Annotated in this window: 22 protein-coding genes; 9 read left to right on the top strand and 13 right to left on the bottom strand. The window is 64.7% G+C overall.

Annotated features, from left to right (window positions below):
* The 3 genes from F7R02_RS10240 to F7R02_RS10250 form a co-directional block, all read right to left on the bottom strand.
* A partial coding sequence (locus F7R02_RS10240; RefSeq protein WP_151210039.1) for a transposase occupies window positions 1–187 on the bottom strand: 187 nt, incomplete at its 3' end.
* A 153-nt stretch (window positions 188–340) separates the two neighbouring features.
* Window positions 341–1,516, bottom strand: coding sequence for a phosphatidylinositol-specific phospholipase C1-like protein (locus F7R02_RS10245; protein ID WP_151210087.1), 1,176 nt, complete (start codon window positions 1,514–1,516; stop codon window positions 341–343).
* A 132-nt stretch (window positions 1,517–1,648) separates the two neighbouring features.
* Window positions 1,649–3,607 carry an acetyl-CoA hydrolase/transferase C-terminal domain-containing protein gene (locus F7R02_RS10250; protein WP_151210090.1) on the bottom strand — a complete coding sequence of 653 codons (1,959 nt, stop codon included), beginning with the start codon at window positions 3,605–3,607 and terminating at the stop codon, window positions 1,649–1,651.
* Window positions 3,608–3,769: 162 nt separating this feature from the next.
* Here F7R02_RS10250 and F7R02_RS10255 point away from each other — a divergent pair, with 162 nt between their 5' ends.
* The 3 genes from F7R02_RS10255 to F7R02_RS10265 are packed head-to-tail and all read left to right on the top strand — an operon-like array spanning window position 3,770 to window position 6,001.
* On the top strand, window positions 3,770–4,135 hold the full coding sequence (locus F7R02_RS10255; RefSeq protein WP_003490181.1) for a BlaI/MecI/CopY family transcriptional regulator: 366 nt from the start codon (window positions 3,770–3,772) through the stop codon (window positions 4,133–4,135).
* Window positions 4,125–5,423, top strand: coding sequence for a TonB family protein (locus F7R02_RS10260; RefSeq protein ID WP_078589569.1), 1,299 nt, complete (start codon window positions 4,125–4,127; stop codon window positions 5,421–5,423). Before F7R02_RS10255 ends, F7R02_RS10260 begins: the two co-directional genes overlap by 11 nt.
* Window positions 5,420–6,001, top strand: a complete 582-nt coding sequence (locus F7R02_RS10265; protein WP_078589567.1) for a hypothetical protein — start codon at window positions 5,420–5,422, stop codon at window positions 5,999–6,001. Before F7R02_RS10260 ends, F7R02_RS10265 begins: the two co-directional genes overlap by 4 nt.
* Before the next feature lie 97 nt (window positions 6,002–6,098).
* Here F7R02_RS10265 and modC read toward each other — a convergent pair whose 3' ends face one another.
* The 8 genes from modC to F7R02_RS10305 all read right to left on the bottom strand — a co-directional run bounded on the left by modC (window position 6,099) and on the right by F7R02_RS10305 (window position 12,302).
* Window positions 6,099–6,713 (bottom strand): molybdenum ABC transporter ATP-binding protein, encoded by a 615-nt coding sequence (gene modC, locus F7R02_RS10270; protein ID WP_003490175.1) that lies wholly within the window; start codon window positions 6,711–6,713, stop codon window positions 6,099–6,101.
* The gene (modB, locus tag F7R02_RS10275) at window positions 6,713–7,399 is read right to left on the bottom strand and encodes a molybdate ABC transporter permease subunit (protein WP_172397206.1); all 687 of its coding nucleotides are present in this window, start codon (window positions 7,397–7,399) and stop codon (window positions 6,713–6,715) included. The genes modC and modB overlap by 1 nt, the downstream gene beginning before the upstream one ends.
* A gap of 16 nt (window positions 7,400–7,415) precedes the next feature.
* A complete protein-coding gene (modA, locus tag F7R02_RS10280) occupies window positions 7,416–8,192 on the bottom strand; it encodes a molybdate ABC transporter substrate-binding protein (RefSeq protein ID WP_078589563.1) in 777 nt (258 codons plus the stop codon).
* Window positions 8,193–8,267: 75 nt separating this feature from the next.
* Entirely contained in the window at window positions 8,268–9,092 is an 825-nt protein-coding gene (locus F7R02_RS10285; RefSeq protein WP_078589573.1) for an MBL fold metallo-hydrolase, read from the bottom strand.
* 13 nt (window positions 9,093–9,105) lie between these two features.
* A complete protein-coding gene (locus tag F7R02_RS10290) occupies window positions 9,106–9,879 on the bottom strand; it encodes a S1/P1 nuclease (RefSeq protein ID WP_139370891.1) in 774 nt (257 codons plus the stop codon).
* A gap of 273 nt (window positions 9,880–10,152) precedes the next feature.
* Window positions 10,153–10,767, bottom strand: coding sequence for an OmpW/AlkL family protein (locus F7R02_RS10295; protein WP_078589561.1), 615 nt, complete (start codon window positions 10,765–10,767; stop codon window positions 10,153–10,155).
* Window positions 10,768–10,882: 115 nt separating this feature from the next.
* Window positions 10,883–11,503, bottom strand: a complete 621-nt coding sequence (locus F7R02_RS10300) for an OmpW/AlkL family protein (protein WP_078589559.1) — start codon at window positions 11,501–11,503, stop codon at window positions 10,883–10,885.
* 286 nt (window positions 11,504–11,789) lie between these two features.
* Window positions 11,790–12,302, bottom strand: a complete 513-nt coding sequence (locus F7R02_RS10305) for an SgcJ/EcaC family oxidoreductase (protein ID WP_078586085.1) — start codon at window positions 12,300–12,302, stop codon at window positions 11,790–11,792.
* 443 nt (window positions 12,303–12,745) lie between these two features.
* Here F7R02_RS10305 and gap point away from each other — a divergent pair, with 443 nt between their 5' ends.
* Window positions 12,746–13,747, top strand: a complete 1,002-nt coding sequence (gap, locus tag F7R02_RS10310; protein ID WP_003490161.1) for a type I glyceraldehyde-3-phosphate dehydrogenase — start codon at window positions 12,746–12,748, stop codon at window positions 13,745–13,747.
* Window positions 13,748–13,821: 74 nt separating this feature from the next.
* On the opposite strand, the gene F7R02_RS10315 is transcribed toward gap, so the two are convergent.
* Both F7R02_RS10315 and F7R02_RS10320 read right to left on the bottom strand, forming a co-directional pair.
* On the bottom strand, window positions 13,822–14,220 hold the full coding sequence (locus F7R02_RS10315) for a hypothetical protein (protein WP_078589571.1): 399 nt from the start codon (window positions 14,218–14,220) through the stop codon (window positions 13,822–13,824).
* Window positions 14,221–14,324: 104 nt separating this feature from the next.
* Entirely contained in the window at window positions 14,325–14,807 is a 483-nt protein-coding gene (locus F7R02_RS10320) for a hypothetical protein (protein WP_078583327.1), read from the bottom strand.
* Window positions 14,808–15,094: 287 nt separating this feature from the next.
* On the opposite strand from F7R02_RS10320, the gene F7R02_RS10325 reads away from it, so the two are divergent.
* The 5 genes from F7R02_RS10325 to F7R02_RS10350 all read left to right on the top strand — a co-directional run bounded on the left by F7R02_RS10325 (window position 15,095) and on the right by F7R02_RS10350 (window position 22,035).
* Window positions 15,095–15,523, top strand: coding sequence for a hypothetical protein (locus F7R02_RS10325; protein WP_139369247.1), 429 nt, complete (start codon window positions 15,095–15,097; stop codon window positions 15,521–15,523).
* A 180-nt stretch (window positions 15,524–15,703) separates the two neighbouring features.
* On the top strand, window positions 15,704–18,550 hold the full coding sequence (locus F7R02_RS10330; RefSeq protein ID WP_078589557.1) for a DUF2339 domain-containing protein: 2,847 nt from the start codon (window positions 15,704–15,706) through the stop codon (window positions 18,548–18,550).
* Window positions 18,547–19,902, top strand: a complete 1,356-nt coding sequence (locus F7R02_RS10335) for a DUF3999 domain-containing protein (protein WP_078589555.1) — start codon at window positions 18,547–18,549, stop codon at window positions 19,900–19,902. The genes F7R02_RS10330 and F7R02_RS10335 overlap by 4 nt, the downstream gene beginning before the upstream one ends.
* A gap of 316 nt (window positions 19,903–20,218) precedes the next feature.
* Window positions 20,219–21,394 (top strand): phosphoglycerate kinase, encoded by a 1,176-nt coding sequence (locus F7R02_RS10345; protein ID WP_005922388.1) that lies wholly within the window; start codon window positions 20,219–20,221, stop codon window positions 21,392–21,394.
* Window positions 21,391–22,035, top strand: coding sequence for an HAD family hydrolase (locus F7R02_RS10350; RefSeq protein WP_016850060.1), 645 nt, complete (start codon window positions 21,391–21,393; stop codon window positions 22,033–22,035). The genes F7R02_RS10345 and F7R02_RS10350 overlap by 4 nt, the downstream gene beginning before the upstream one ends.
* Window positions 22,036–22,125: the final 90 nt, after the last annotated feature.

The following is a 22,125-nucleotide window of genomic DNA, read 5'->3' on the forward strand; positions in this document are numbered from 1 at the left end:
AACGGTTCATGCGTGTGTAGACCGTATGCCAGTTGCCAAAGCGCTTGGGTAGGCCGCGCCATTTGCAGCCATGCTCGGCAACGTAAAGGATGGCGTTGACCACTTGCAGGTTGGTCATGCTGACATTGCCGCGCTGCGCCGGCAGGCAGTGTTCGATCAGAGAAAATTGTGCTGGCGTGATCTCCATGCCCAATAGTTTAATCGCTCGGGCCATTAGTGTTAACAGGCCCTAGAAGGGGAAGCCCGCGTCCGATAAACGGGTGCGGTGATAGATTGCCGACGCCCTCCATTGCGAGAGGTCTGCTGCGTGGGTGGCTTGCGCTTGCGCGCGGTGGTGCGCTCAGTGATGCAGGTCGGTGCCGTCGCAATGCGCGCTTGTTCGCTGCGGATTGCAACGCGCCACGGCGTCGCCGTCGAAGCGAACCACGTAGCCGTTATCGGCCGGCTCGTTGATCGGGAAGTCGGTACTGAGCAATTGCGCGCCGCTGGCCAGCATGGCGTCGCGCCGCGCGGTGTCGTTGTGCTGCGCTTCTTTCAAGTCCGCATCGGTACGCGTAGGCACCAGATAGCCGGCCTTGACCAGCTTCTTGATGTCATCGGCAGGTCCGTCGTTGAGCTCGACGAAGGCTGCATCGTCTTCGCCCGGCACCGCATTGGTGAAACAGACCCGGCCGCGCAGCGACGGGTGTCCGGGCAGGTAGCTGGCGCCGGCAACGCGTTGGTCGAGCAGAAACACCACCTTGCCGCGCGCCTGGGCCAACGATGGCCAGCCGTGCGCGAGCACCGCCGCGTTGAGCGTGGGCGCGCGGCCGCGTACCTGATCGGGACTGATGTATTCGCCGGCTTGGAAGACCGAACGCACTTCGGCATCCAGCGCATCCATCGCTTTTGCATCGAAGGGTTCGGGTTGCACGCTGGGAAACGCCAACTGGATCGGCGCCTGCTTGGTTTCGAGCAGGATGAAGATGGGGACGTGGTCCGGATGCTGCTTCGACCATGCGCGGATTTCCTGCAGGCAGGCAATCAAGGGTTGGCAGTTGCTGCGCTGGTCCAGGTCCTGCACGTGCATGACCTTGAATCCGGGTCGGTCCATCACCCCAGTGGGTGCGCTTGCCGGTGCGGTCGGCAGACCGGCCTTGGCGATCTGCGCAACGATGGCCGGGTGTGCGTAGCGCCCGCCCTGTGCATCGGCGAAGACGTCCAGTTCGAGTTGGCGCACGCCATCGTTAAGTTGCTGCGTCAATGCGGGATGGCGGTAATCCAGCGCGGCAAACAGCGCCGGGTCCAGTTGCTTCAATAACGCCGCTTCGCTGGGCGCAAAGCCTGCGTGGTAGCTGTTGTGGCTGCCGATGTACTGCAGGTCGGTCAAGCGCGGCGCGGCTTGCGCGACAAGACTGCTCAGCAACAAGGCGGTAAAAATGGCGGCTCGCGAAGTTGTTCTTCGCTTTTGGCGCATCAACTTCGTTTTGCGATCGATGCCTGAGGTAAAAGCAGTAAATGCGTGAAAAAGGTGCATGCAGCACAGCCGGAAAGCGACGAGGTCGCCATCATCACGGCCCAGTTTGACGCATATCTTTCCGCTGTGTGTCCGTGATGCGTCAGTGCTTGTTACCGTGTGCTCGTGCCGTTTGTAAATCGCGGCATTTTTTTAAGAAGCAGCGGTCTGCCGCAATGCATAGGTCAGCAGCCGCGCCTGCAGGCGATCGCCAAGACTGTTTGGCGCTTCCAGCGCCATGCGTTGCAGACAGGCGATACCGTTAGCGTCCGATGCTTCGCGCGTGAGCAGGGCGCGGGCCACCGTGGCGATCTTTCCGCCAGTGCTGGCGGTTGCGCCTTTGAGCCAGCCCAATGCGGGTAGCAGACGCTGTTCGATCTTGGTGAAGTCGCTGCCAAGCGGGTAATCGGGCAAGCTGCCGTCGCGTCGAAATGGCGCCAGCGCCTGTTCCAGTGCCCGTGGTGTGTTGCGCTGCGCGCGTGGCGGCAATTCCGGTGCGATACGCAGCTTGCGCGACCGTTCCGCCTGGGCAAGCAGTTCATCCTGGAAGCGGGCGTCGCAGATGGCGGCCATTTCCAATACACAGTCCTGATCGGTCTTGTGGCGCAGGTCGGCGATGCCGTATTCGGTGATGTAGAGATCGCGCAGATGGCGTGGAATGGTGGTGTGGCCGTAGTTCCAGCGCAGGTTGCTGGCGGTGTGTGCGCCAGCCTCGCGGGTGGCGCGCAGCATCAGGGCGCTACGTGCCTGCGGCAGTGCATGCGCCATCGCCACGAAGTTGTACTGCCCGCCAACCCCGGACACGATGCGGCCATCTTCCAGCCCGTCGGAGACTGCCGCACCCAGCGCGGTCGCCATCATGCAGGAGTTGAAGAAGCGTGCATTCTTGCGTTTCAACCGGTTTAACGTCTCGTTGCCGCCATAGAGCTGATTGATCTCGCTGATGCGGCGCATGCCGATCGCCGCGCGTGTCGATGCATCCAGATCGCGCAACCATTGATATAACGCCGGCGAGCCGAGGTAGAAGGCGCCATGCAGGAACTCGCCTTCGGCAGCAAGCCGTGCGTGGTCGGCGGCGTCGGCGCTGCCATCGGCAATGCGCTGCATCAGCGGCAGGTCGTCATGCACCTTGCGACGGATCACGCCGCTGTCCACCAATTGCTTGAAGCCTTCGTTGAGCATTTCGCTGCAGCCGTACAAGCCGATGGCGAACGGCTCCAGGCCGCCGCTGGACTGCACGGCCGGGTGCTGCTCCAGTGCCGGATCCAGCGCATGCAGCACGCGGCGATAGGTCGCGTTGTCGGTATGCCGCAGCACCAGCGCATGGCTCAGCGCATCGGCCAGCGTGCCGATGCCAATCTGCAAGGTGCCGCCATCGCGCACCAGGGCACTGGCATACAAGCCGATGGCGTAGTCGACGCTGTTCACCGCTTGCCGCGGCAAGCCGAACAGCTGTGGAAACGGGCCTGGCAAATCGATGATCAGATCGAAGAACGCGGCATCTACCGCTGCGGCGCCTCCCATCCATGGCAACTGCGCATCGACTTCCGCCACCAGCATCGGGCGCGGCAAGCCGAGTGCCTGCACCGCATCCAGCGTGTCCTGGGTGATGTCGTTGTTGCACGACAACGACAGCCGCGTGCCGCCCGGTTCGCGCGCCACTTTTTGCACGATCAGGTTGGGCGCGCGTTGCGCCACCGCTGCGGCGGCATGCGTGTAGTTGAGGCTCGTGTAGTCGGCCTGGGCCTGGGCGGAATGCAATAGCCCGCCGGACTGCATGTAGAACTCTTCCACCTGCACATGCGCGGGCAAGGCATCGCGCAGCATGGCGTCGACATAGGCAAGGCGAGGGAAATCCTCGCCAAAATGGCGCGCGATGAACGGTGCGGCAAAGCGCGCCTGGAGTCCGGCACCCGGCCTGGGGGGATTGAGCGAGAGCGCCGTGTAAATCGCCAGTGGCCGCGACGGCGTGTCCTTGAGCTGTGCGTAGAGCGCGTTCAACAGGCGGTGCGGCTTGCCGATGCCCAGTGGTGCGCCCACGCGCAGCGGGCCGTCGATGCGTTGCAGGATCCGCTCCACGGCGGCGCTTAGATCGGTGAGATGCTCGGTCATCCGCGCAGAGTAGCCGAGCCGGTCGCGTGCTGCCTGCATCTCATACTCGTGCGCCATGCTCGGCCGCCATCAATGCGGGCAGGTGTCGGGAGCCCGTTCGATCACTGCTTGACAATCAATCCGTTTACGCGCGTAATCGGTAAAAATTACGGGTGTAATCGCATGCCGATCAGTGACGCAGAAGCGGTAGTGATGCACGTGCTCTGGGAGGATGCGCCGCGCACGGCAGAAGAGGTGATCGCCGCGTTGGCGCATACCGGCTGGGCCGAACCCACCATCAAGACCTTGCTGAATCGGCTGCTCACCAAGGGCGCGGTCGCGGCAGAAAAACACGGCCGCAAATATCACTACGCGCCCCTGCTGGCGCGCGAACAGTGGGTGCAGCAGCAGAGCGAAGGCTTGCTGCAGCGGCTATTCGGCGGGCGCGTTGCGCCGCTGGTGGCGCATTTCAGCGAACGCGGGAAACTCAGCGCGTCCGACATAGCCGAACTGAAGCGCCTGCTCCAGGAGTTGGACGATGCACCTTGACTTGCCTTTGCTGTTGCGCATCACGCTGTATGGCAGCGCCGCATTGCTGGCCTGTCTGGTGCTGCGGCGCGCACTGCGTGGCTGGCTGGGCGCAACAGCGGCGTATGCGATCTGGGCCGTTGTGCCGCTCGCCGTATTGGCAGCTGCAATACCGGGGCCGCCGATATCGGCAGCGTTGCCGAAGATGCCGGCGATGGTCGCGATGCCGCTCAATCTGCAAAGCAGCGAACATGCATGGGCGGGACAACTGCTCGCTGTGTGGGTAACCGGTGCGGTCGCGATGGCCGTTGCGCTCTGGTGGCGACAGCACCGTTTCGTGCGCCGCCTGGGTGTATTGCATGCGCTCGACGGCGAAATATGGGCGGCAACGCGCGATGTCGGCCTGCCGGTGTCTGTGGGTCTCTGGCGCCCACGCATCGTGCTGCCGATGGATTTCGATACGCGCTACAGCGCCGCCGAACGTACCTTGATCCTGGCCCACGAGCGCCTGCATCTGCGGCGCGGCGATCTGTATGCCAATCTGCTGGCGGCACTGTTGCTGTGCATCGGCTGGTGCAATCCGTTGATGCACCTGGCATGGCGCGCGTTTCGGCTGGATCAGGAACTGGCCTGCGACGCAGAGGTGCTGACGCGTTACCCAGGCAAGCGCCGCAGTTATGCCACCGCGATGCTCAAGACCCACGGTGGTGCCGGCTGGACGCCGACGGCCTGCCGTTGGAATGCGCCGCACGCGCTCACCCAACGCGTGGCTGCATTGCTGAAGCCTGCGGTGGAGATGCCCCGCGCGCGATGGAACCTGCGCGTCGTGGTGGCGATGGCGGTGATGCTCAGTGGCGCATGCTGGGCGTTCCAACCTGCACGATTGCAGGGCATGCGCGTACCCGGCAATGCGCTGGATTTCCGCACCATGCAGCCGCCCAGGTATCCGCCTGACGCGGTCGCTGCAGGCCTGGCGGGATTTGTCGAACTGCAGATCGCAGTGAGCCCGACTGGAACACCCGAGCATATCGCCATCGTGCGCAGCACTCCGGCGGGCGTGTTCGATCAGACCGTGCTCGACGCAGCACGCCACTGGCGCTTCACAGCTGCGCTGGAGGATGGCAAGGCAGTGGCGTCCGAGGTGCGCGTGCCGGTGAAGTTCGAACTGGATCCACCAGACACGGCACCGGCGGTTGCGGATATCCATCCCGGTACCGAAGCTGCTGCACGCCCACACGCTGCCGACCGGTCCGAACGTGTTGCCCGCTGTGCGCCTGCGGGATGCGCCTCACGCGGAGGGTTGCAATGAACCGCTGCCTGATCGGCAGCCTCGCCCTGATGCTGGCCATGAGTAGTTGCGCCACGCGCCAGCTCGCGGAACGGCAACGCAGCCAGCGCGAGGATTCGGTGGATCAACGCATGTTGCCTTCACAGCCGGACTGCGGCGCTACGGGTGTCCAACCCTACACACTGGCGCCGACGCAACGCTTTCGCATGCCACGCGCGTTGCGCAGCGAGGCCCCGGTGCTACCTGCCGATTCGCCGCGCCAGAGCCTGGCGCCCACCACCGTCTGCGCGCATCTCATTCTGAGCGTAGAGGGTGCGGTGCAGCGCGTGGATCCGATGTCCGACCGCGACGAATGCGCCGCCGGGTTGCTGCCGGACAACGCCGACCTCATGCAAGCGGTGCGTACTACCGCGCTGCGATGGCAGTTCGTTCCAGCCACGATATGCACCTATGCACCAGGGGTTACCCAGCCGGCAGCACCGGACGACTGCACCGACGCCACCCAGATCGAGCCGGTACCGGTGACGCTGTCGTTCGCGTTCACCTTCGAGGTGCGGCAAGGCAGGGTGAGTGTGCGGACCGGGAAGTTGGTGCGATAGCTGCTGCAGCCGTTGCGCAGCGTGTCCCAGTCACAACCAACGCTGGGCCGTCTTGCAACGCGTCGACGCAAGCGCCCTATCCACGCCCACACCACCGTCAATCCAGCACATGCACGCTGTCGGCAATGCGCTGTACTTCATCGGGGTTGTGGCTGACGTAGAGCATCGGCAGGCGAATCTCGTCGCGCACGCGCTGCAGGTAGGGAATCAATTCTTCGCGGCGCGCCTGATCCAGGGCCGACAGCGGTTCGTCGAACAGCAGAATCGCCGGTTGCGCCAACAACGCGCGGCCAATCGCCACGCGCTGCGCTTCGCCGCCTGAGAGGTTGCGTGGCCGGCGTTGCAGCAGCGGTGCAATGCCGAGCAAGGCCACCACATCGTCGAAGCCGAAGAGCGCCGTGCTGCGCGCATGCCGGCCGTAGCGCAGGTTGCGCCGCACATCCAGATGCGGGAACAGCCGCGCATCCTGGAACACATAACCGATCCGGCGCTGGTGCGTGGGCAGATCGATGCCTTGCCCGGCGTCGTACAGGCAGCGCCCATCGATACGGATATGCCCGGCCTGCGGGCGCACCAGGCCGGCGATTGCGTTGAGCACCGTGGTCTTGCCCGCGCCGGAGGGGCCCACCAGCGCCACGACGCGCGCGTCGTCCCGGATGCGGATGCGGCGCTCGAATGTACCGCGGTGCAGCTGCAGATCGATATCCAGCATCAGTCCTCCTCGCGCGGATGCGGCCTGCGCACCAGCCATTCGGACAGCAGCAACGCGGCCAGCGAAATCGCCAGCGCCACCCCGGCCAGCCGCCAGATGCCCGATTCCATCCCCGGGACCTGCATCAGCCCGTAGATGGCCGACGGCAAGGTTTGCGTTTCGCCGGGGATATTCGACACGAAGGTGATGGTGGCGCCGAACTCGCCGAGCGCCTTGGCGAACGCGAGCACCACGCCGGCGACCAGGCCTGGCCAGGCCAGCGGCAAGGTGATGCTGAAAAACACCCGCCACGGCCCGGCGCCCAGCGTGGCGGCGGCCGCTTCCAGGCGACGATCGGTGGCTTCGATGGACAGACGAATCGCGCGCACCATCAACGGAAATCCCATGACCGCGCACGCCAGCGCCGCGCCGGTCCAGCGGAAGGCGAACTGGATCCCGAGGTGTTCCAGCAACCAGCTGCCCACCGGGCCCTGCGTGCCCAATACCACCAAGAGCGCATAGCCGGTGACCACCGGCGGCATCACCAAGGGCAGATGCAGCAGCGCGTCCAGCAGGGCCTTGCCGGGGAAGCGGCGCCGCGCCAGCAGCCAGCCGCAGGCAATGCCCGGCGGCAGGCTGGCGAGCGCTGCCACGATCGCGACCTTGAGACTCAAGCCGATCGCGGTCAGCTCTTCCGGGGTGAACATCGACAAACGGTGCGCCTCAATCCTTCAGCGAAAAACCACGGCGCGCAAAGATCGCCTTGGCCGGCTTGCTTCCCAGCCAGCTCACGAATGCGGCGGTGGCGGGGTTGCTGCTGTTCTTCAATGCAGCGACCGGATACACGATGGCGTCATGGCTGTCGTCGGGGAAGGTGGCGACCACGCGCACCTTGGCATCGGCGCGCGCGTCCGAGCCATACACGATGCCCAGCGGCGCTTCGCCACGCGAGACCAGCATCAATGCCGCGCGCACGCTTTCCGATTCGGCGAGACGGTTGCTGACGCTATCCCATTGGCCGAGCTTGCGCAGCGCAGCGGCGGCGTATTTACCGGCCGGCACGCTGGCGGTCTGACCAACGGCCAGGCGCCCGTTCTCGCCAAGCGCCTTGGCGATGGCGCCGGGCGCGCGTGGATCCACGCGCAGCTTGCTGCTCGCCGGCGCAACCAACACCAGCGTATTGCCGAGCAGGTTGTGGCGCTGCGCGGGCAGTACCAGGCCGTGCTGTTGCAGATAGTCCATCCACTCCAGGTCGGCCGAAAAGAACACGTCCGCCGGTGCGCCTTGTTCGATCTGGCGTGCCAGCGCAGAACTCGCTGCATACGACACCCGTACCGGCGTGCCGGTCGCTTTTTCGTACGCGGTGGCGGCTTCGTCCATCGATTCTTTCAGGCTTGCGGCCGCAAACACCGTCACCGGGGCGGTCTGCGCACTCGCCAGCACAGGCAACGTCAGCATCAGCACGCACAAGGCGCGCTGCCAGAAACCGATCATGCGCATCGAAGGCTCCTCACCAGAACAGGGCCCCGATCATAGCGGCTACGCGATGCGCACCGCGTGGCGAGCCGGCGCGCGCTACAGGACCACTCCGGCCCAGCGCCCGGCCTGAAGATTGGTTTGCAGGGCCGGGCGGATCAACTTGGGTTCGGGCAAGGTGGCATCGCGCGCCTGCCGCTGCGCCACGAAGGTCTCCACGTCCACGCCGTCGCGTACATGGATGTTGCTGCGCCGCTGCGCGCCAATGCTGGTTTGATGCGCCACCGCGCGCCCGCTCGGGCCATAGTCGTGGCAGACGAACACGCGGGTGCTCTCCGGCAGCGCGTACAGGCGCTTGATCGACGCAAACAGCTGGCGGGCATCGCCGCCCGGGAAATCGCAACGCGCGGTGCCCGCATCCGGCATGAACAACGAGTCGCCAGGAAACAGCGCATCGCCGATCAGATACGCAATGCTGTCGCTGGTGTGGCCGGGCACCGCGATGACGCGTGCTTCGATACCGCCAAGCTTGAAGCGCTCGTCATCGGCAAACAGATGATCGAATTGCGAGCCATCGGCACGGAAGTCGTCCGGCAATGCGTACTGCGGGGCAAGGGTTCGTTGCACTTGGCAAATTCCCTCGCCGATGCCGATGCGCGCCTGCGGCCAGTGCTGCTTCAGCCACTGCGCCGCAGACAGGTGATCGGCATGCGCATGGGTTTCCAGCAGCCAGTGCAACTGCCATCCGTGTTGCTCGATGGCGGTAAGGATGCCCTGCGCCGCCTGGCTGCCGATGATGCCGCTCTCGGCCGCGTAGTCCAGCGCCGGGTCGATCACCGCTGCCGCACCGGTGGCCGCATCGGCGACCACATAGGTGAAGGTGTTGCTGTCGGCATGAAAGAAGGCAAGTACCTGGGGCTGCATCGGCGTCTCCACGTCAGGGGCTGGCCAGTGCCGCGTTGAGGATGGCGGCTAGCCGGTCACCCGCGATGCGTAGCTGGGTTTCGGCGATCGGGCGATAGGTGGCGATGTAGGTGGCGGGTAGCACGTGCGCGCTCGGATAGACGCCCGGCGTGACGGCGATCTTGCACGACGCCTGCGCCCATGCCGCAGCCGGTGGTGGCAGGACCGCAGACACCGCGGTGGCGGCCGGCAATGCCAGCAAGCGTTGCAGGTACGCATCGTCGCTCAGATGGCGGTCGTTGAGCATGCCGCTGTCCCACAGCGCATGCAGGTTGCTGCCCTTGCCGTCGATCTGCAGCTGGAAGTCGTTGCCGCCCTTGTCGTGCGCATAGCCGGCGTGCATCGGCTGATGGATGTCGCCGACGAAATGCACCACGAACTTCAAGGCCTGGCGGCGTACGTCCAACGGCTGGGTGCGATCTGCGAGCAGGGCGGCTTGCTGGTCGAGCGCGGCGATCACGCAGTTGCCGTCCGGGCAGTCGCGCGGCGGCGAGTACGCGCAGTCGTGTTCGCCCAGGTTGACGTAGTGCCACGGCCCGGAGCGTTTGCCAAGGTCGGGGTCGTGCTCGCGCAACTCATCGGCCCACGTGGCCACGCCGTGCAGTGTCGGGTCCGGCTCGCCGGCCAGCAATTGCGCTACTTGCGTGCGTGCCTGCGTGCTCAGTTCGGTTTCGGCGATGCGCGCCACCAGGCGGTGGCCTTGCGGGCCCCAGGCCAGGGCGGTGGTGGGGTGGATCGCGGCGGCCATTGCCGTCGCAGCAACGAATGCAGAGAGGGAAAGTGTCTTCATCCGGCGATTGTACGCATCGCTCCGGGACGGTTTGATGGCCATCCCCGGAGCTGCGACAGCCATGCCTCAGCATGGTGCCGACACGTGCCTGGAGCACGCCCGGATGTGGCAAGCAATTGTCGGGCGGGTTTGCACGCAATGCGGCAACCGCAGCATCCGCGTAAGGTCATGCCGCACCGGGCAGTGGCCGTCCCCATCTGGCGGTGAGCGCAGTCGCGTTGCCAGGCGCTCTTAATAATACACCAGGTACGACACACCGAAGGTCAACGGATCGATCCGCGCCTTGCCCAGTCGCGTGCCATTGAGGTCGACGTTGCTGCGCGAATCGGTCCAACGCGCATCCACGCGCAGACCGCTGCGGTCGTTGAAGATGAAGTCCACGCCGACATGCGCGGTGGCGCCGACCGAATCGTCGAAGCGCAGATCGCCACTGCCGATCGTCGGCTCGGTGTCTTCGCCCATGAAGGTGGTGTAGTTGATGCCCACTCCCACGAAAGGCGACACCGTGCCATAGCCGTTGATGTGGTACTGCAACAACACGCTCGGTGGCACCGACCAATAGCTGCCCACCTTGCCGATGCCCTGCAGTTCGAGGTCGTGCTTGCCTGCAACTGCCGCATGCACTTCGATACCCAGGTTGTTGAGCAGGAAGTATTCGTAGGTGAACGACAGTGCCGGCGCGCCCTTGATCTCGGCCTGGGTGCCGCCGACGGTGCCGCTATTGGACTTGGGCGAGACGTAGCCGGCACCGTAACCGGTCGTCCAATGACCGGCCGACTGTGCAAGGGCGGGTGCGGCCGAGGCGGCCAGTGCGATGGCGAGGGCGGTGCGAGTCAGCGTGTTCATGGAATCCCCGGTAGGTCGGACAGACGGGCGACGTGACCGACCTGTCCGCAACTCCGGCGGTGGATGCACGTCCCTGGACGGCAAGTGTGCCAGAGATGCGCCCACGCCGCGGGGATCAGAACCGGTGCACGTAGGCCACGCCGTAGACCAGCGGGTCGATATTGACCGTGCCGATACGGTTGCCGTCCAGGCGCGCTTGGGGATCGATATCGATCCAGCGCAGGTTGACGCGCAGTGCGCCGCGGTCGCTGAGCGTGTAGTCCACGCCTGCATGCAGTGCCAGGCCCCAGGAATCGTCCAGCTCCAGCTTGCTGCCGGCCAGGGCACCGCGGGTGTCGGTGCCGAAGAAGCGCGTGTAGTTGATACCGGCGCCAACGAACGGCGAGAACGTGCCTTGGGCATTGAAGTGGTACTGCAGTGAGATCACCGGCGGCAGATGCTTGGTGCTGCCCACCCGGCCCAGGCCGCGTATCGCAATGTCGTGCTCGAACGGCAGCGCAGCCAGCACCTCGATGCCCAGGTTGTCTGCGACGAAATATTCGGCTGTAAACGTGGGTTTGATGTCTTTACCCACGTCCACGTCGAGCGTGCCGCCGACCAGGCTGCCGTTGTCGGATTCGGGAGCGACCTGATGGGCGCCGACGGCAACGGTCCAGTCGCCTTTGGATTGCGCCAGTGCGGGGAGGCTGACGAAAGGAGCCAGGACGGCGAACAATAGGGTAGAGCGCATATGCATGGGAAGTCTCGTGGGGTGCAATGGATGTGGGAAGTCTTGGCGCTTGGCGTCGCCGCTGCCTTGATCCTGATCAATTCGGCCGTGCGCTCAGATGTGCGTGCCTGCAATGGCTGCAGTCACACTCCGCGCAGACGGCGGCGTTGCGCACCGTGCGGGTGCTCGTAGCGGCGCATCGCGCGCGTGGCATCGTGCGATGCGCTCGGCACAGCCGTCGGCGCGGGAGGGGCGCCGACGGTTGCGTGCGCAGTGGCGTCGACAGCGATCGCTCGCCGGTGCGATGTACCGCTTACTTGACCTTGGCGACCTTGGGTGCATCCACTTCCGGCATCGCCGAGCTGTGGTGGTTGATGATCAGCCACTTGCCGTCGCGCTTTTCGTACACGAAGGTGTAGCGGGCCTGCACGTTGCTCTTGTTGCCGGCCTTGTCGGTCAGCGTGAAGGTATACACGCCGGCATCCACGGCGCTGGCGTCATCGAGCACGCGCACGGTGCGGTAATTGACCACGCCCTGCGGCTTCTTGGTCAGGAACATCTCGAAGTAGTTTTCGATCTGTTCGCGCGAGGCGCGCACTTCGTTGGAGACCGTCGGCAGCAACACGCCGTCCGGTGCGTACAGATCGGCCACCTTGTGCGGGTTGCCGGTGGCCAGCGCCGCGTTCCAGGTGTCGAACAGCGCAGCGACTTCGCGCTCTTCGCCGCCGGCCGGCAGCTTGGCCTTGTCGGTGTAATGCATCACGCCGCCAGCCAGCGCCGGGGTGGCAGCCAGAGCCAGAACCAGAGAGAAGAGTGTGCGACGCATGGGGAATCTCCGTGTGATCGATGGGGGCCTCAGCAGGCAGGGCCAGTATCGAAATCCACGGGACGCCGAAATGCTGCTGTCCGGCATAGCGTTGAATATGCCTTTCAGCGTATCGATTTTTGATTTAAGTGGCTGAAATATATAGAGTGTGTTGGCTTTCAGTGTGTTGGATGACGGCGCTGCATGCGATCAGGCATGAGGTCCTCGGTGATTGATCGGCCATCGATGCTGTAACGTGCGCGGTGACCGTTCATGCGCGCTCACTCCGATGGACCGAACGCATCTGCGGATTGGTTCCTCGTAGAGCGTGGCGCAGAGCCCCGCTACCCGCTACCGAATCCCGAATCCGCGCCGCCCGCAACACGGCTGCGAACAAGTGACGCTGCTAGAATGACAGCCCCTTTCCATCCGCCGCGCTGTCGCGGTCGCAGGAGCTAGTGAACATGGCAATCAAGGTTGGCATCAACGGATTCGGTCGCATCGGACGCAACGTGCTGCGCTCTGCGGTGCAGAACTTCGCCAATGACATCGAGATCGTGGCCATCAATGACCTGCTCGAGCCCGACTACCTGGCCTACATGCTGCAGTACGACTCGGTGCATGGCCGCTTCAAGGCCGACGTCTCGGTCGACGGCAACACGCTGATCGTCAACGGCAAGAAGATCCGCCTGACTCAGGAACGCGACCCGGCCAACCTCAAGTGGGATGCCGTCGGCGCCGACGTGGTGATCGAGTCCACCGGCCTGTTCCTGACCAAGGAAACCGCACAGAAGCACATCGATGCAGGTGCCAAGAAAGTGATCCTGTCGGCGCCGTCCAAGGACGACACCCCGATGTTCGTCTACGGCGTCAACGACAAGACCTACAAGGGCGAAGCGATCATCTCCAACGCCTCGTGCACCACCAACTGCCTGGCGCCGTTGGCCAAGGTGATCAACGACAAGTGGGGCATCAAGCGCGGCCTGATGACCACCGTGCATGCGGCCACTGCGACGCAGAAGACCGTGGACGGCCCGTCCAACAAGGATTGGCGCGGCGGCCGCGGCATCCTGGAGAACATCATCCCGTCCTCCACCGGCGCCGCCAAAGCCGTGGGCGTGGTGATCCCCGAGCTCAACAAAAAGCTCACCGGCATGAGCTTCCGCGTGCCGACCTCCGACGTGTCGGTGGTCGACCTCACTGTCGAGCTGGAAAAGCCGGCCACCTACGCCGAAATCTGCGCCGAAGTGAAGGCACAGAGCGAAGGCGCACTGAAGGGTGTGCTGGGGTATACCGAAGACAAGGTCGTGGCCACCGATTTCCGCGGCGAAACCTGCACCTCTGTGTTCGACGCCGACGCCGGCATTGCGCTGGACTCCACCTTCGTCAAGCTGGTGTCCTGGTACGACAACGAGTGGGGCTATTCCAACAAGTGCCTGGAGATGGTGCGGGTTGTGGCCAAGTAATCGGCCTCTTTCGATGCAATAAAAAAGCGCCTTTTGGCGCTTTTTTATTGCAGATCGCAATTCCTGGAAGACCCTTATTCCGCAGTAATACGCATGTCTTCACCTTTGCCAGTGACCGAAACCCGGCTGCCGACCGCGAGGCCCGACACTTCTGCACTCGGTTTTGTCACGATTACCTGCGACTTGTTATCGAAACGAATATTCAGCATGTAGTGCGAGGCGGCGCCGTTGCTGATGACCTTTTCGCCCACCTGTGTGCCGGCATAAGTGCCTGCGGCGGCTCCAGCTTCAGCACCAAGTGGGCTATTGGCTTTAAGGCCGAGGAAGCTGCCCGCAATGCCGCCAAAGTTCGACGCCGCGTTCTTAAGCCTTTTAGTGCGTTCCGGAACATTGTCACCCTTGTTTTCAATGGGCTCCAGTGCTGCGATGGTTCCATGCCGTGCCGATTCGGCCATGACCGGGACGACAAGCACCCCCTGCGAGAGAGCAAGTGTCAGCCAGGCAGTACAAATCCAACTCCTTGTTTTCATCTCGGGCAGTCCTTTATTGATGGATCGATGTTGGGCTAGTGATGACGTTACTTCTTCTTCGCGCGCCCCCAGCTGCGCGCATGTTCATTGCACTTGCTGCCAGCGAAATCGTATCGGGTGATGATGCCGTCCGCATTGGCGATAAAGGTGATTTCACAATGATGTTCGGCAGGAACGAAGACTTCTTCGCTATGCTGGTTTTCCTGGAAAATTGGGGTGGGTGCCACACCATTGCCCCCGCCGACCATGCCGACAACTCCCCCTTGCGTGGTCCAATAATGGGTGCGGTAGTGCGCTTCTATGCCGAAGTTATACGTGTACGCAGTTTCCTGCGTTTCGATGTTTTCCGATGTGTATAGCCCTTTTCCTACAGGCCATTGCATCATCAATTCGCTAGCGTCGTGACCAATCCAGCTTTGGGCGACGCTTTCAGCGGTACCGAACACATCGGCAGATGCCTGCTGCGCGGGCGTCAGTAGCGCAATTGCGCATATCGCCAGCAGTGAGTCAGGTCGGAAGACAACGTGCATCGAGATGCGTCCTTGCAGGGCAGGCAAACCATTGGTCCTTGCGACTCGGGTGCTCACCCGTGCGCTGGCGCGTTTTTAGCATTCTGCGTAACGTTCTGCAAGCCGCTCATTATATATGTCTGCAAGACTGACCAACGTAGACATCGGCGCAACCGCATGCGCTAATCGTATGCTGCCAGCGATTACCTGGCGCTGGAACTACAGAGGACGTATGGGCACCCCAATGAATTCAAGGAGAGACAAACGTGCAGATCAATCGTAAGTGGATTGGCTCAATTGTGCTGGCCATGGTTGTAGCAGGACTGGCGCCACAGGCAATTGCCAAGAAGCAAACCGGTACGCCGGCCTGGATGAATGCCGATGGTGAGGTGATCAAGTCGTCCGATGTCGAGGCGGGCTACGGCGAGACCGTCAAGGGAATCAACGATTACGAAGGCGAAATCACCGGCAAGCCAGCGCCTGGCAGCAAGTTCACCCAGCTGAAAATCGGCATGCCGATGAAGCAGGTCACCGACCTGATTGGTCAGCCGGACGACCAGGGTGCTTACGTGACCGGCAAGGCATTTATCCCGTTCTTCTTCGGTGGCGACCGCTACCGTTACGAAATGGCCTACAAGGGCCAGGGACGTCTGGTGTTCGCTGGCAAGTCGATGGGGACCGGCGGCAACCTGATCTGGATCATCCATAACAAGAACGATAGCGGTTACCGCGAATAACCGTTCAAAGCGCCCGGTTCTCCGGGCGTTTTCTTGTGTGAGGCATGGGCGCAAGCACGCATGCGACTGCAGCTTTCCGACGCTTCATCCATCGTCTGAGCGAGAGACTGTCTGCCCAGCCGCAGCCCGAGGCTGTATGGTGCGCGCATTCGGCTGGACGCCGGCTCGGGGATTGCTGCGTTGGAAACGATAATCGTGTTGGTGGCCCTGGTGCTACTCGCCGTGCCGGTGGGTGTGGTGATCGCGCTGGTGTGGATTGCCGGGCTGCGGCGACGGGTGGCGGCTCTGGAGCAGCGGCTTGCGCAGTGGCAGAGCAGTGGTGCCGGGCCTGCGGATGCGCCGGCGCAAGCACCCGCGGACGCGCAGGGCAGGGCGTGGGAGCAACCGGACGTGGCGTCCGATGTAGGCGCTGGTCCGGGCGCCGTCGCCGACAGCGATCTACCTGGGTACCGCGCGTCCGTTGCAGCGGGTCAGGACGTTGGCTCGCCTGCGCCGGCTGCGGATCACCAGGCGGTTGGTGGGTCTGCCTCGGCGGTGTCGCCGCCCTTGCCGGCGCAGGCACCTGCAGATGCGATGGCGGGCAGTGCAAGCGCGACGTCGGAACGTCCCAGCGCGCAAGCGCAGGCGACGCGCGCCCAGTCGGCGCAACCGCAATCCGCACAACCGCAACCGCCTCGGCTTCCGGCCGCGCCCAGCGCCATCGCGCGCGCGGCCAGCGCCTTGAAGCGTTGGTTCACCGAGGGCAATGTGCCGGTCAAGGTCGGCATGCTGGTCTTGTTGGCCGGCGTGGCGTCGCTGTTGAAGTACGCCAGCGATCAGGGCTGGATGCGCATGCCGATCGAGCTGCGCTTGGCCGGCATCAGCGTTCTGGCATTGGCCGGTCTGATCTTCGGTTGGACGCAGCGCGCGCAGCGGCCGGGGTTTGCGTTGGCGTTGCAGGGCGGCGCCATCGGTGGCCTGTTGTTGACGGTGTTCGCGGCCTTCAAGTTGTACGGCTTGCTCGATGCCGGAACGGCGCTGGGCATCAGCGTGGTGCTGATCGCAGGTATGTGCGTGCTGGCGGTGCTGCAAGATTCGCGCACGTTGGCGGTGCTGGGCGTGCTGGCCGGTTTTCTTGCGCCGATCTGGTTGTCTACCGGCAGCGGCAACCATGTCGCGCTGTTCTCGTACTATGCCGTACTCAACGCCGGCATCGTGGCGATTGCATGGACACGCCCGTGGCGCGTGCTGAACCTGCTGGGGTTTGCTTTCACCTTCGGCATCGGCACCGCATGGGGAGCGCTGCAGTACTCCCCGGCAAAATTCGCCACGACCGAGCCGTTCCTGTTGCTGTTCTTCGCCATGTACGTGGCGATTCCGGTCCTGCATGCGCGCCGCGGCGACGGTAGTGCCGGCAGGCTCATCGATGGCAGCCTGTTGTTCGGAACGCCGCTGGTGGCCTTCGCGTTACAGGCGCGCCTGCTCGAGGGCGATCGGCTGCCACTGGCGTTGTGCGCGGTGGCGGTGGCAGCGTTGTACGCGGGCCTGGGCAGTTGGCTGCTGCGCCGCGCATCCACGCGCTTGCTGGGCCAGGCGCACGCGATGCTGGCGGTCGGGTTCGCAACCCTGGCCGTACCGCTGGCGTTGTCGGCACGTGCCACTGCGAGCGTGTTTGCGCTGGAAGGCGTGGGTTTGCTGTGGCTGGGGCTTCGCCAACAACGGCGGATCTCGCAGGTCAGCGGTGTCGCGCTGCAGGTGTTTGCGGCGGTGGGTGTCGCGTTCGGTGTGGATGCCTGGCGCCACGATGCGGTCGCGGTGGCCAACGCAACCTGCATGAGTACCGTACTGCTGGCGCTGGCCGGCTGGGCCAGTGCCTGGTTCCTGCGCGATGCAGGACATCGGCGGCGTGCGCTGCTGGCATATCTGTGGGGACTGGGCTGGTGGACGCTGTGCGGCGTGCACGAGATCCTGCGTTTTGCCGATCTGCGCAGCGAGCCGGATCTGCTGCTGGGCTTGGTCGCACTCAGTGTATGGCTGGCGGCCGAAGTGCATCGGCGCCGTCCTGCAGCGGCGCTGGTATGGACGGTGATGTCCGGTCTGGCGCTGGCGGCGCCATTGGCGCTGTGGCAAGGCGCAGCGCACACCCAGCCATTCGCGCATTGGGGCGCGTTGGCATGGGGTGTGTTTGCGGTGGCGGGCGCGCGTGCGCTGTGGTGCTTGCGCACGCAGCAAGGCGCTGGCGCGATGGCGGCGCAGTTCATCTGGTGGCTGCTGTGGCCGTTGGTCGTCTCGTTGGGCGCGGCCTGGCTGGCCGATGCGTTCCTATTGGCCAATGGCTGGCGTTGCGCCTTGCTGGCGGCGCCGTGGTTGCTGGTGGCGACGCTGGGGTTGTTGCGTTGGCCATGGCTGGCCTGGCCGCAGGGAACCGGCTTCGATCCTGCACGCAACGCGTTGCTGAGTTGCGTGTTCGCGGTATTGGGGCTCGGCTGGCTGCTCGCATTGCTGGATCCGGTGAGCGCTGCACCGTTGCCATGGCTGCCGTTGCTCAATCCCGCCGAGCTGGCGCAATTGGTGGTCCTGGCCTTGCTTGCGCGCTGGGCCTGGTCGGCACCCGCGCCGACATTGCTGCAGCATTGGCGCGTAAGTGCGCTGGGTGTGTCGGGGTGGGCGTTGATCACCGGCAGTACCTTGCACAGTGTGCATCACTGGGGCGGTGTGCCGTGGGATTCGGCGCTGATCGGCGCCACTTTGTCGCAGACCAGCCTCACCATCGTCTGGAGCGTGCTCGGCGTGCTGGGCTGGGTGATCGGCTCGCGTCGTGGGCAACGCGGGCTGTGGCTGGGCGGCGCGTTGCTGATGGGACTGGTCCTGGCGAAGTTGGTGTTGGTCGACCGCCAGCATCTGGGCAACTTACTCGGCATCGGCTCGTTCATGGCCTATGGCCTGTTGTGCACCGTGGTGGGCTATCTGGCGCCGGCACCGCCGCGTGCGGTTGCGGCCGAAGGTCATGCTGTCCAAGAGAACGGCGTCGAAAAGGATCGGGAATGAAAGCGATGCGATGGGCGCTGCTGCTGATGGTGCCGATGTTGGCGCAGGCCAGCGATGTGCGGCAGGACTACCGCCAGCAGTGGCCGCTGCAGATGACCGGCTCGGATGCCGGCCTCTATCAGGTGACCTTGAATGCGGCGGTGTATCGCGCCGCGCACGACGCGGCGCTGCGCGATGTCACGGTGATCGACGCGCATGGACAAGAGCTGCCCACCGCCTGGCTGCCGATGGATGCAGCGCCGGCGGCTGCGGTACGCCGTCAGCGCCTGCCCCTGTTTGCGCTACCGGCTGGTGCGGCGCCGGCCAGTGGCGACCTGCAGTTGATTGCCGAGCGCGATGCCAGTGGTGCGGTGCGCCGCCTGGAAGGCCGCTTTGCGACCGGGGCTGTCGCGGCGGGCCACGGTGTCAGCTGGTTGATCGATGCCAGCGCGCTACGCGATCGCCCGCGTGCCCTGTTGCTGGATTGGGAGGGCGACACGCCGGTGCAGGCCCAGGTGCGCGTGGAAGGCAGCGACGATCTGCGCGACTGGCGCGTGCTCGCCTCCAACGCCACGGTCATGGCGCTGGACAATCAGGCGCAGCGACTGCAGCAGCGTCGTATCGCCCTGAACGATGGTGCGCGTTACTTGCGCCTGGTCACTGCATCGGGCGAGCTGCCAGCATTGCGCGTGGTCGAGGCGGAGCTGGATGGCATCGCCATGTCCACGCCGCCACAGTGGCTGGACTTGCCAGGCACCGCAAAAGATGCAGCGCTGGTGTATGCCTTGCCCGGTCGTTTTCCGATCAGCCAACTGGATGTCGGCGGCAGTCAGGTCGAGGCGGTCGAGTGGGTCGTGGCAAGTCGCGATACCGACGATGCGCCGTGGCTGCAGCGTGCCGGCCCATGGTTAGCGTATCGACTGGGCCAGGGCACGGCCGCCGCGTCGCCGCCGCAACTGCTGTCTGCGCCCGTGCGCGATCGCCAATGGCGGTTGGTCGCCGCGCAGGGGCGCAGCACCGCCGTGCCGATGCTGCGCGTCGGGTACCAGCCGGAGCGGCTGATGTTTCTTGCGCAGGGCCAGCCGCCGTATGCGCTGGTGGCCGGCAGTGCGCGTGCGCAGCGCACCGACGCACCATTGGGCGCAATGCTGCAGGCACTGCGGCGCGAACGCGGCGCACAGTGGCAGCCGGCGCAGGCCCGTCTGGCTGCGCAGGCACAGCCGCTGGCAGGCGAGGCCGCGCTGCAGCCGGCTGCTACGCCGCGCGACTGGAAGCGTTGGCTGCTGTGGGGGCTGTTGGTCGGTGGCGCCTTGCTGGTAGGCGGTTTCGCGGTGAGCCTATTGCGTAGTGCGTCGGCCGATCGCAACGGCTGACTGCGACCGCTTCGCACGGCGGTTTGCCGCTGCGGCGCGAAGGTCGGACAATGGGCGTCCCCCGTGACCAAGGCAGCCGTCTTGCCCGTCGTGTTCGACCAAGCATCCCGCGCCTCGCCAACCGCGTTGGCGGCCCCGCGCATGGTGGGCAAAGGGCGCCACGCGATCCGCCCGCTGGCGCAACGACATCGCGATGGCCATCCACAGCCAGTTGCCGCTGAGGCAAAGCGCTCACATGTTTGCACCGGCGCGTCTGCTGGGTGCTTCTGCATGACCATTCCCCACTCCCCCTTCCTAGACCGAACGAGCTGAGCCCATGTCCATTGTCCGCATGACCGACCTCGATCTCTCCGGCAAGCGCGTGTTGATCCGCCAGGATCTCAACGTGCCGATCGACAACGGCCAGATCACCTCCGAACAGCGCATCACCGCCTCGGTGCCCACCATCAAGCTAGCGCTGGAAAAGGGTGCGGCCGTTATGGTGACCTCGCACCTGGGCCGCCCCAAGGAAGGCAGCTGGACCGAAGAAGATTCGCTGGCGCCGGTTGCCACGCGTCTGGCCGCATTGCTGGGCGTGGACGTGCCGCTGGTGCGCGACTGGGTCGATGGCGTGGAGGTCGCGCCGGGCCAGGTGGTGCTGCTGGAAAACTGCCGCATGAATGTCGGCGAGGGCAAGGACGATGAGACGCTGGCGCGCAAGTACGCCGCGTTGTGCGACGTGTTCGTGATGGATGCCTTCGGCACCGCGCACCGCGCGCAGGCCTCCACGCATGGCGTGATCCGTTTCGCGCCGGTCGCGGCGGGCGGCCCGCTGTTGATGGCCGAACTCGACGCCCTGGCCAAGGCGCTGGACAACCCGGCCAAGCCATTGCTGGCGATCGTGGCCGGCAGCAAGGTGTCCACCAAGCTGGAGCTGCTGTCCAACCTGGTCAACAAGGTCGACCAGCTGATCGTCGGCGGCGGCATCGCCAACACCTTCATCGCCGCGGCCGGGCATGCCGTGGGCAAGTCGTTGAACGAGCCGGATTTGATCCCGACCGCCAACCGGATCGTGGCCGATGCCAAGGCACGTGGCGCCGAGATCCCGCTGCCCACCGATGTGGTCGTTGCCAAGCAGTTCCTGCCCGATGCGCAAGCCAGCGTGAAGTCGTTGGACGCGGTCGATGCGGACGATCTGATCCTGGATATCGGCCCGCAAACCGCGCAGCGCTACGCCGAACTGATCGCCAGTGCCGGTACCGTGGTGTGGAACGGTCCGGTGGGCGTGTTCGAATTCGAGTCCTTCAGCCACGGCACCGAAACCCTGGCGCGCGCGATCGCCAGCTCCAAGGCGTTCTCGATCGCTGGCGGTGGCGACACCCTGGCCGCAGTGGACAAATACGACATCGCCCAGGACGTGACCTACATTTCCACGGGCGGCGGTGCGTTCCTGGAGTTTCTGGAAGGCAAGACCTTGCCGGCAGTGGCCGCACTCCAGGCCCGCGGTCAGTGAGTGCAGCCACACTGTTTTTCGATCTGGACGGCACGCTGGTCGATTCTGAGCCAGGCATCGTTGCCAGCATCGTGCATGCCTTCGACGAACTCGGCCAGCCGCGGCCGTCGGCGCAGACCTTGCGCGCCTGGATCGGCCCGCCGTTGCGCGATAGCTTCACCGAGTGTTTTACGGACGACCCGGAGTTGGTGCAGCGCGCGCTCGGGCTCTACCGCGCACGCTACGACGCGGTGGGCTGGACAGAACTCAGCGTGTTCGACGGCATCGGCGAGGTTGTCACCGGCCTGCAGCGCGCCGGTCATCGCCTGGCCGTGGTGACCTCGAAGAATGAGCGCTATGCGCGGCGCATCGTCGAGCATCTGCCCTTCGGCGCGTGCTTCGAGGAGGTGATCGGTGCCAGCGAAGACGGCGAACGTCGCTTCAAGCCGGACCTCATTGCCGAAGCGCTGCGCCGTTTGCAGATCGACAAGACCGGCTGCGTGATGATCGGCGACCGGCGCATGGATATCGATGGCGCCAATCACCACGGCATCCACAGCATCGGCGTGTTGTGGGGCTTTGGCGACGAGGGCGAACTGCGCACCGCCGGCGCCGGTGCGCTGGCACGCACGCCGGCTGAACTGGCGGCGTTGCTTCAGTGATGAGCAGTTCGCGTCGGCCGTTGCGTTCGCTTGGTCGACGCGCCTGCAAATGCGGTTCGCAGCGCGCAGAACACGCTTCACCGCTGCCGG

Source organism: Xanthomonas cissicola (genome assembly GCF_008801575.1).
In the GTDB taxonomy this organism is placed as follows: Bacteria; Pseudomonadota; Gammaproteobacteria; order Xanthomonadales; family Xanthomonadaceae; genus Xanthomonas; species Xanthomonas cissicola.

Excerpts from the sequence above, each read along its gene's own strand:
- modB (WP_172397206.1), bottom strand. The coding sequence starts at position 7,399 with ATGTTCACCCCGGAAGAGCTGACCGCGATCGGCTTGAGTCTCAAGGTC.
- F7R02_RS10250 (WP_151210090.1), bottom strand. The coding sequence starts at position 3,607 with ATGACCGAGCATCTCACCGATCTAAGCGCCGCCGTGGAGCGGATCCTG.
- F7R02_RS10260 (WP_078589569.1), top strand. The coding sequence starts at position 4,125 with ATGCACCTTGACTTGCCTTTGCTGTTGCGCATCACGCTGTATGGCAGC.
- F7R02_RS10300 (WP_078589559.1), bottom strand. The coding sequence starts at position 11,503 with ATGCATATGCGCTCTACCCTATTGTTCGCCGTCCTGGCTCCTTTCGTC.
- modA (WP_078589563.1), bottom strand. The coding sequence starts at position 8,192 with ATGCGCATGATCGGTTTCTGGCAGCGCGCCTTGTGCGTGCTGATGCTG.
- F7R02_RS10335 (WP_078589555.1), top strand. The coding sequence starts at position 18,547 with ATGAAAGCGATGCGATGGGCGCTGCTGCTGATGGTGCCGATGTTGGCG.
- F7R02_RS10320 (WP_078583327.1), bottom strand. The coding sequence starts at position 14,807 with ATGCACGTTGTCTTCCGACCTGACTCACTGCTGGCGATATGCGCAATT.
- F7R02_RS10345 (WP_005922388.1), top strand. The coding sequence starts at position 20,219 with ATGTCCATTGTCCGCATGACCGACCTCGATCTCTCCGGCAAGCGCGTG.
- F7R02_RS10305 (WP_078586085.1), bottom strand. The coding sequence starts at position 12,302 with ATGCGTCGCACACTCTTCTCTCTGGTTCTGGCTCTGGCTGCCACCCCG.
- F7R02_RS10255 (WP_003490181.1), top strand. The coding sequence starts at position 3,770 with ATGCCGATCAGTGACGCAGAAGCGGTAGTGATGCACGTGCTCTGGGAG.
- F7R02_RS10325 (WP_139369247.1), top strand. The coding sequence starts at position 15,095 with ATGGTTGTAGCAGGACTGGCGCCACAGGCAATTGCCAAGAAGCAAACC.
- modC (WP_003490175.1), bottom strand. The coding sequence starts at position 6,713 with ATGCTGGATATCGATCTGCAGCTGCACCGCGGTACATTCGAGCGCCGC.
- F7R02_RS10290 (WP_139370891.1), bottom strand. The coding sequence starts at position 9,879 with ATGGCCGCCGCGATCCACCCCACCACCGCCCTGGCCTGGGGCCCGCAA.
- F7R02_RS10285 (WP_078589573.1), bottom strand. The coding sequence starts at position 9,092 with ATGCAGCCCCAGGTACTTGCCTTCTTTCATGCCGACAGCAACACCTTC.
- gap (WP_003490161.1), top strand. The coding sequence starts at position 12,746 with ATGGCAATCAAGGTTGGCATCAACGGATTCGGTCGCATCGGACGCAAC.
- F7R02_RS10295 (WP_078589561.1), bottom strand. The coding sequence starts at position 10,767 with ATGAACACGCTGACTCGCACCGCCCTCGCCATCGCACTGGCCGCCTCG.
- F7R02_RS10245 (WP_151210087.1), bottom strand. The coding sequence starts at position 1,516 with ATGCACCTTTTTCACGCATTTACTGCTTTTACCTCAGGCATCGATCGC.
- F7R02_RS10265 (WP_078589567.1), top strand. The coding sequence starts at position 5,420 with ATGAACCGCTGCCTGATCGGCAGCCTCGCCCTGATGCTGGCCATGAGT.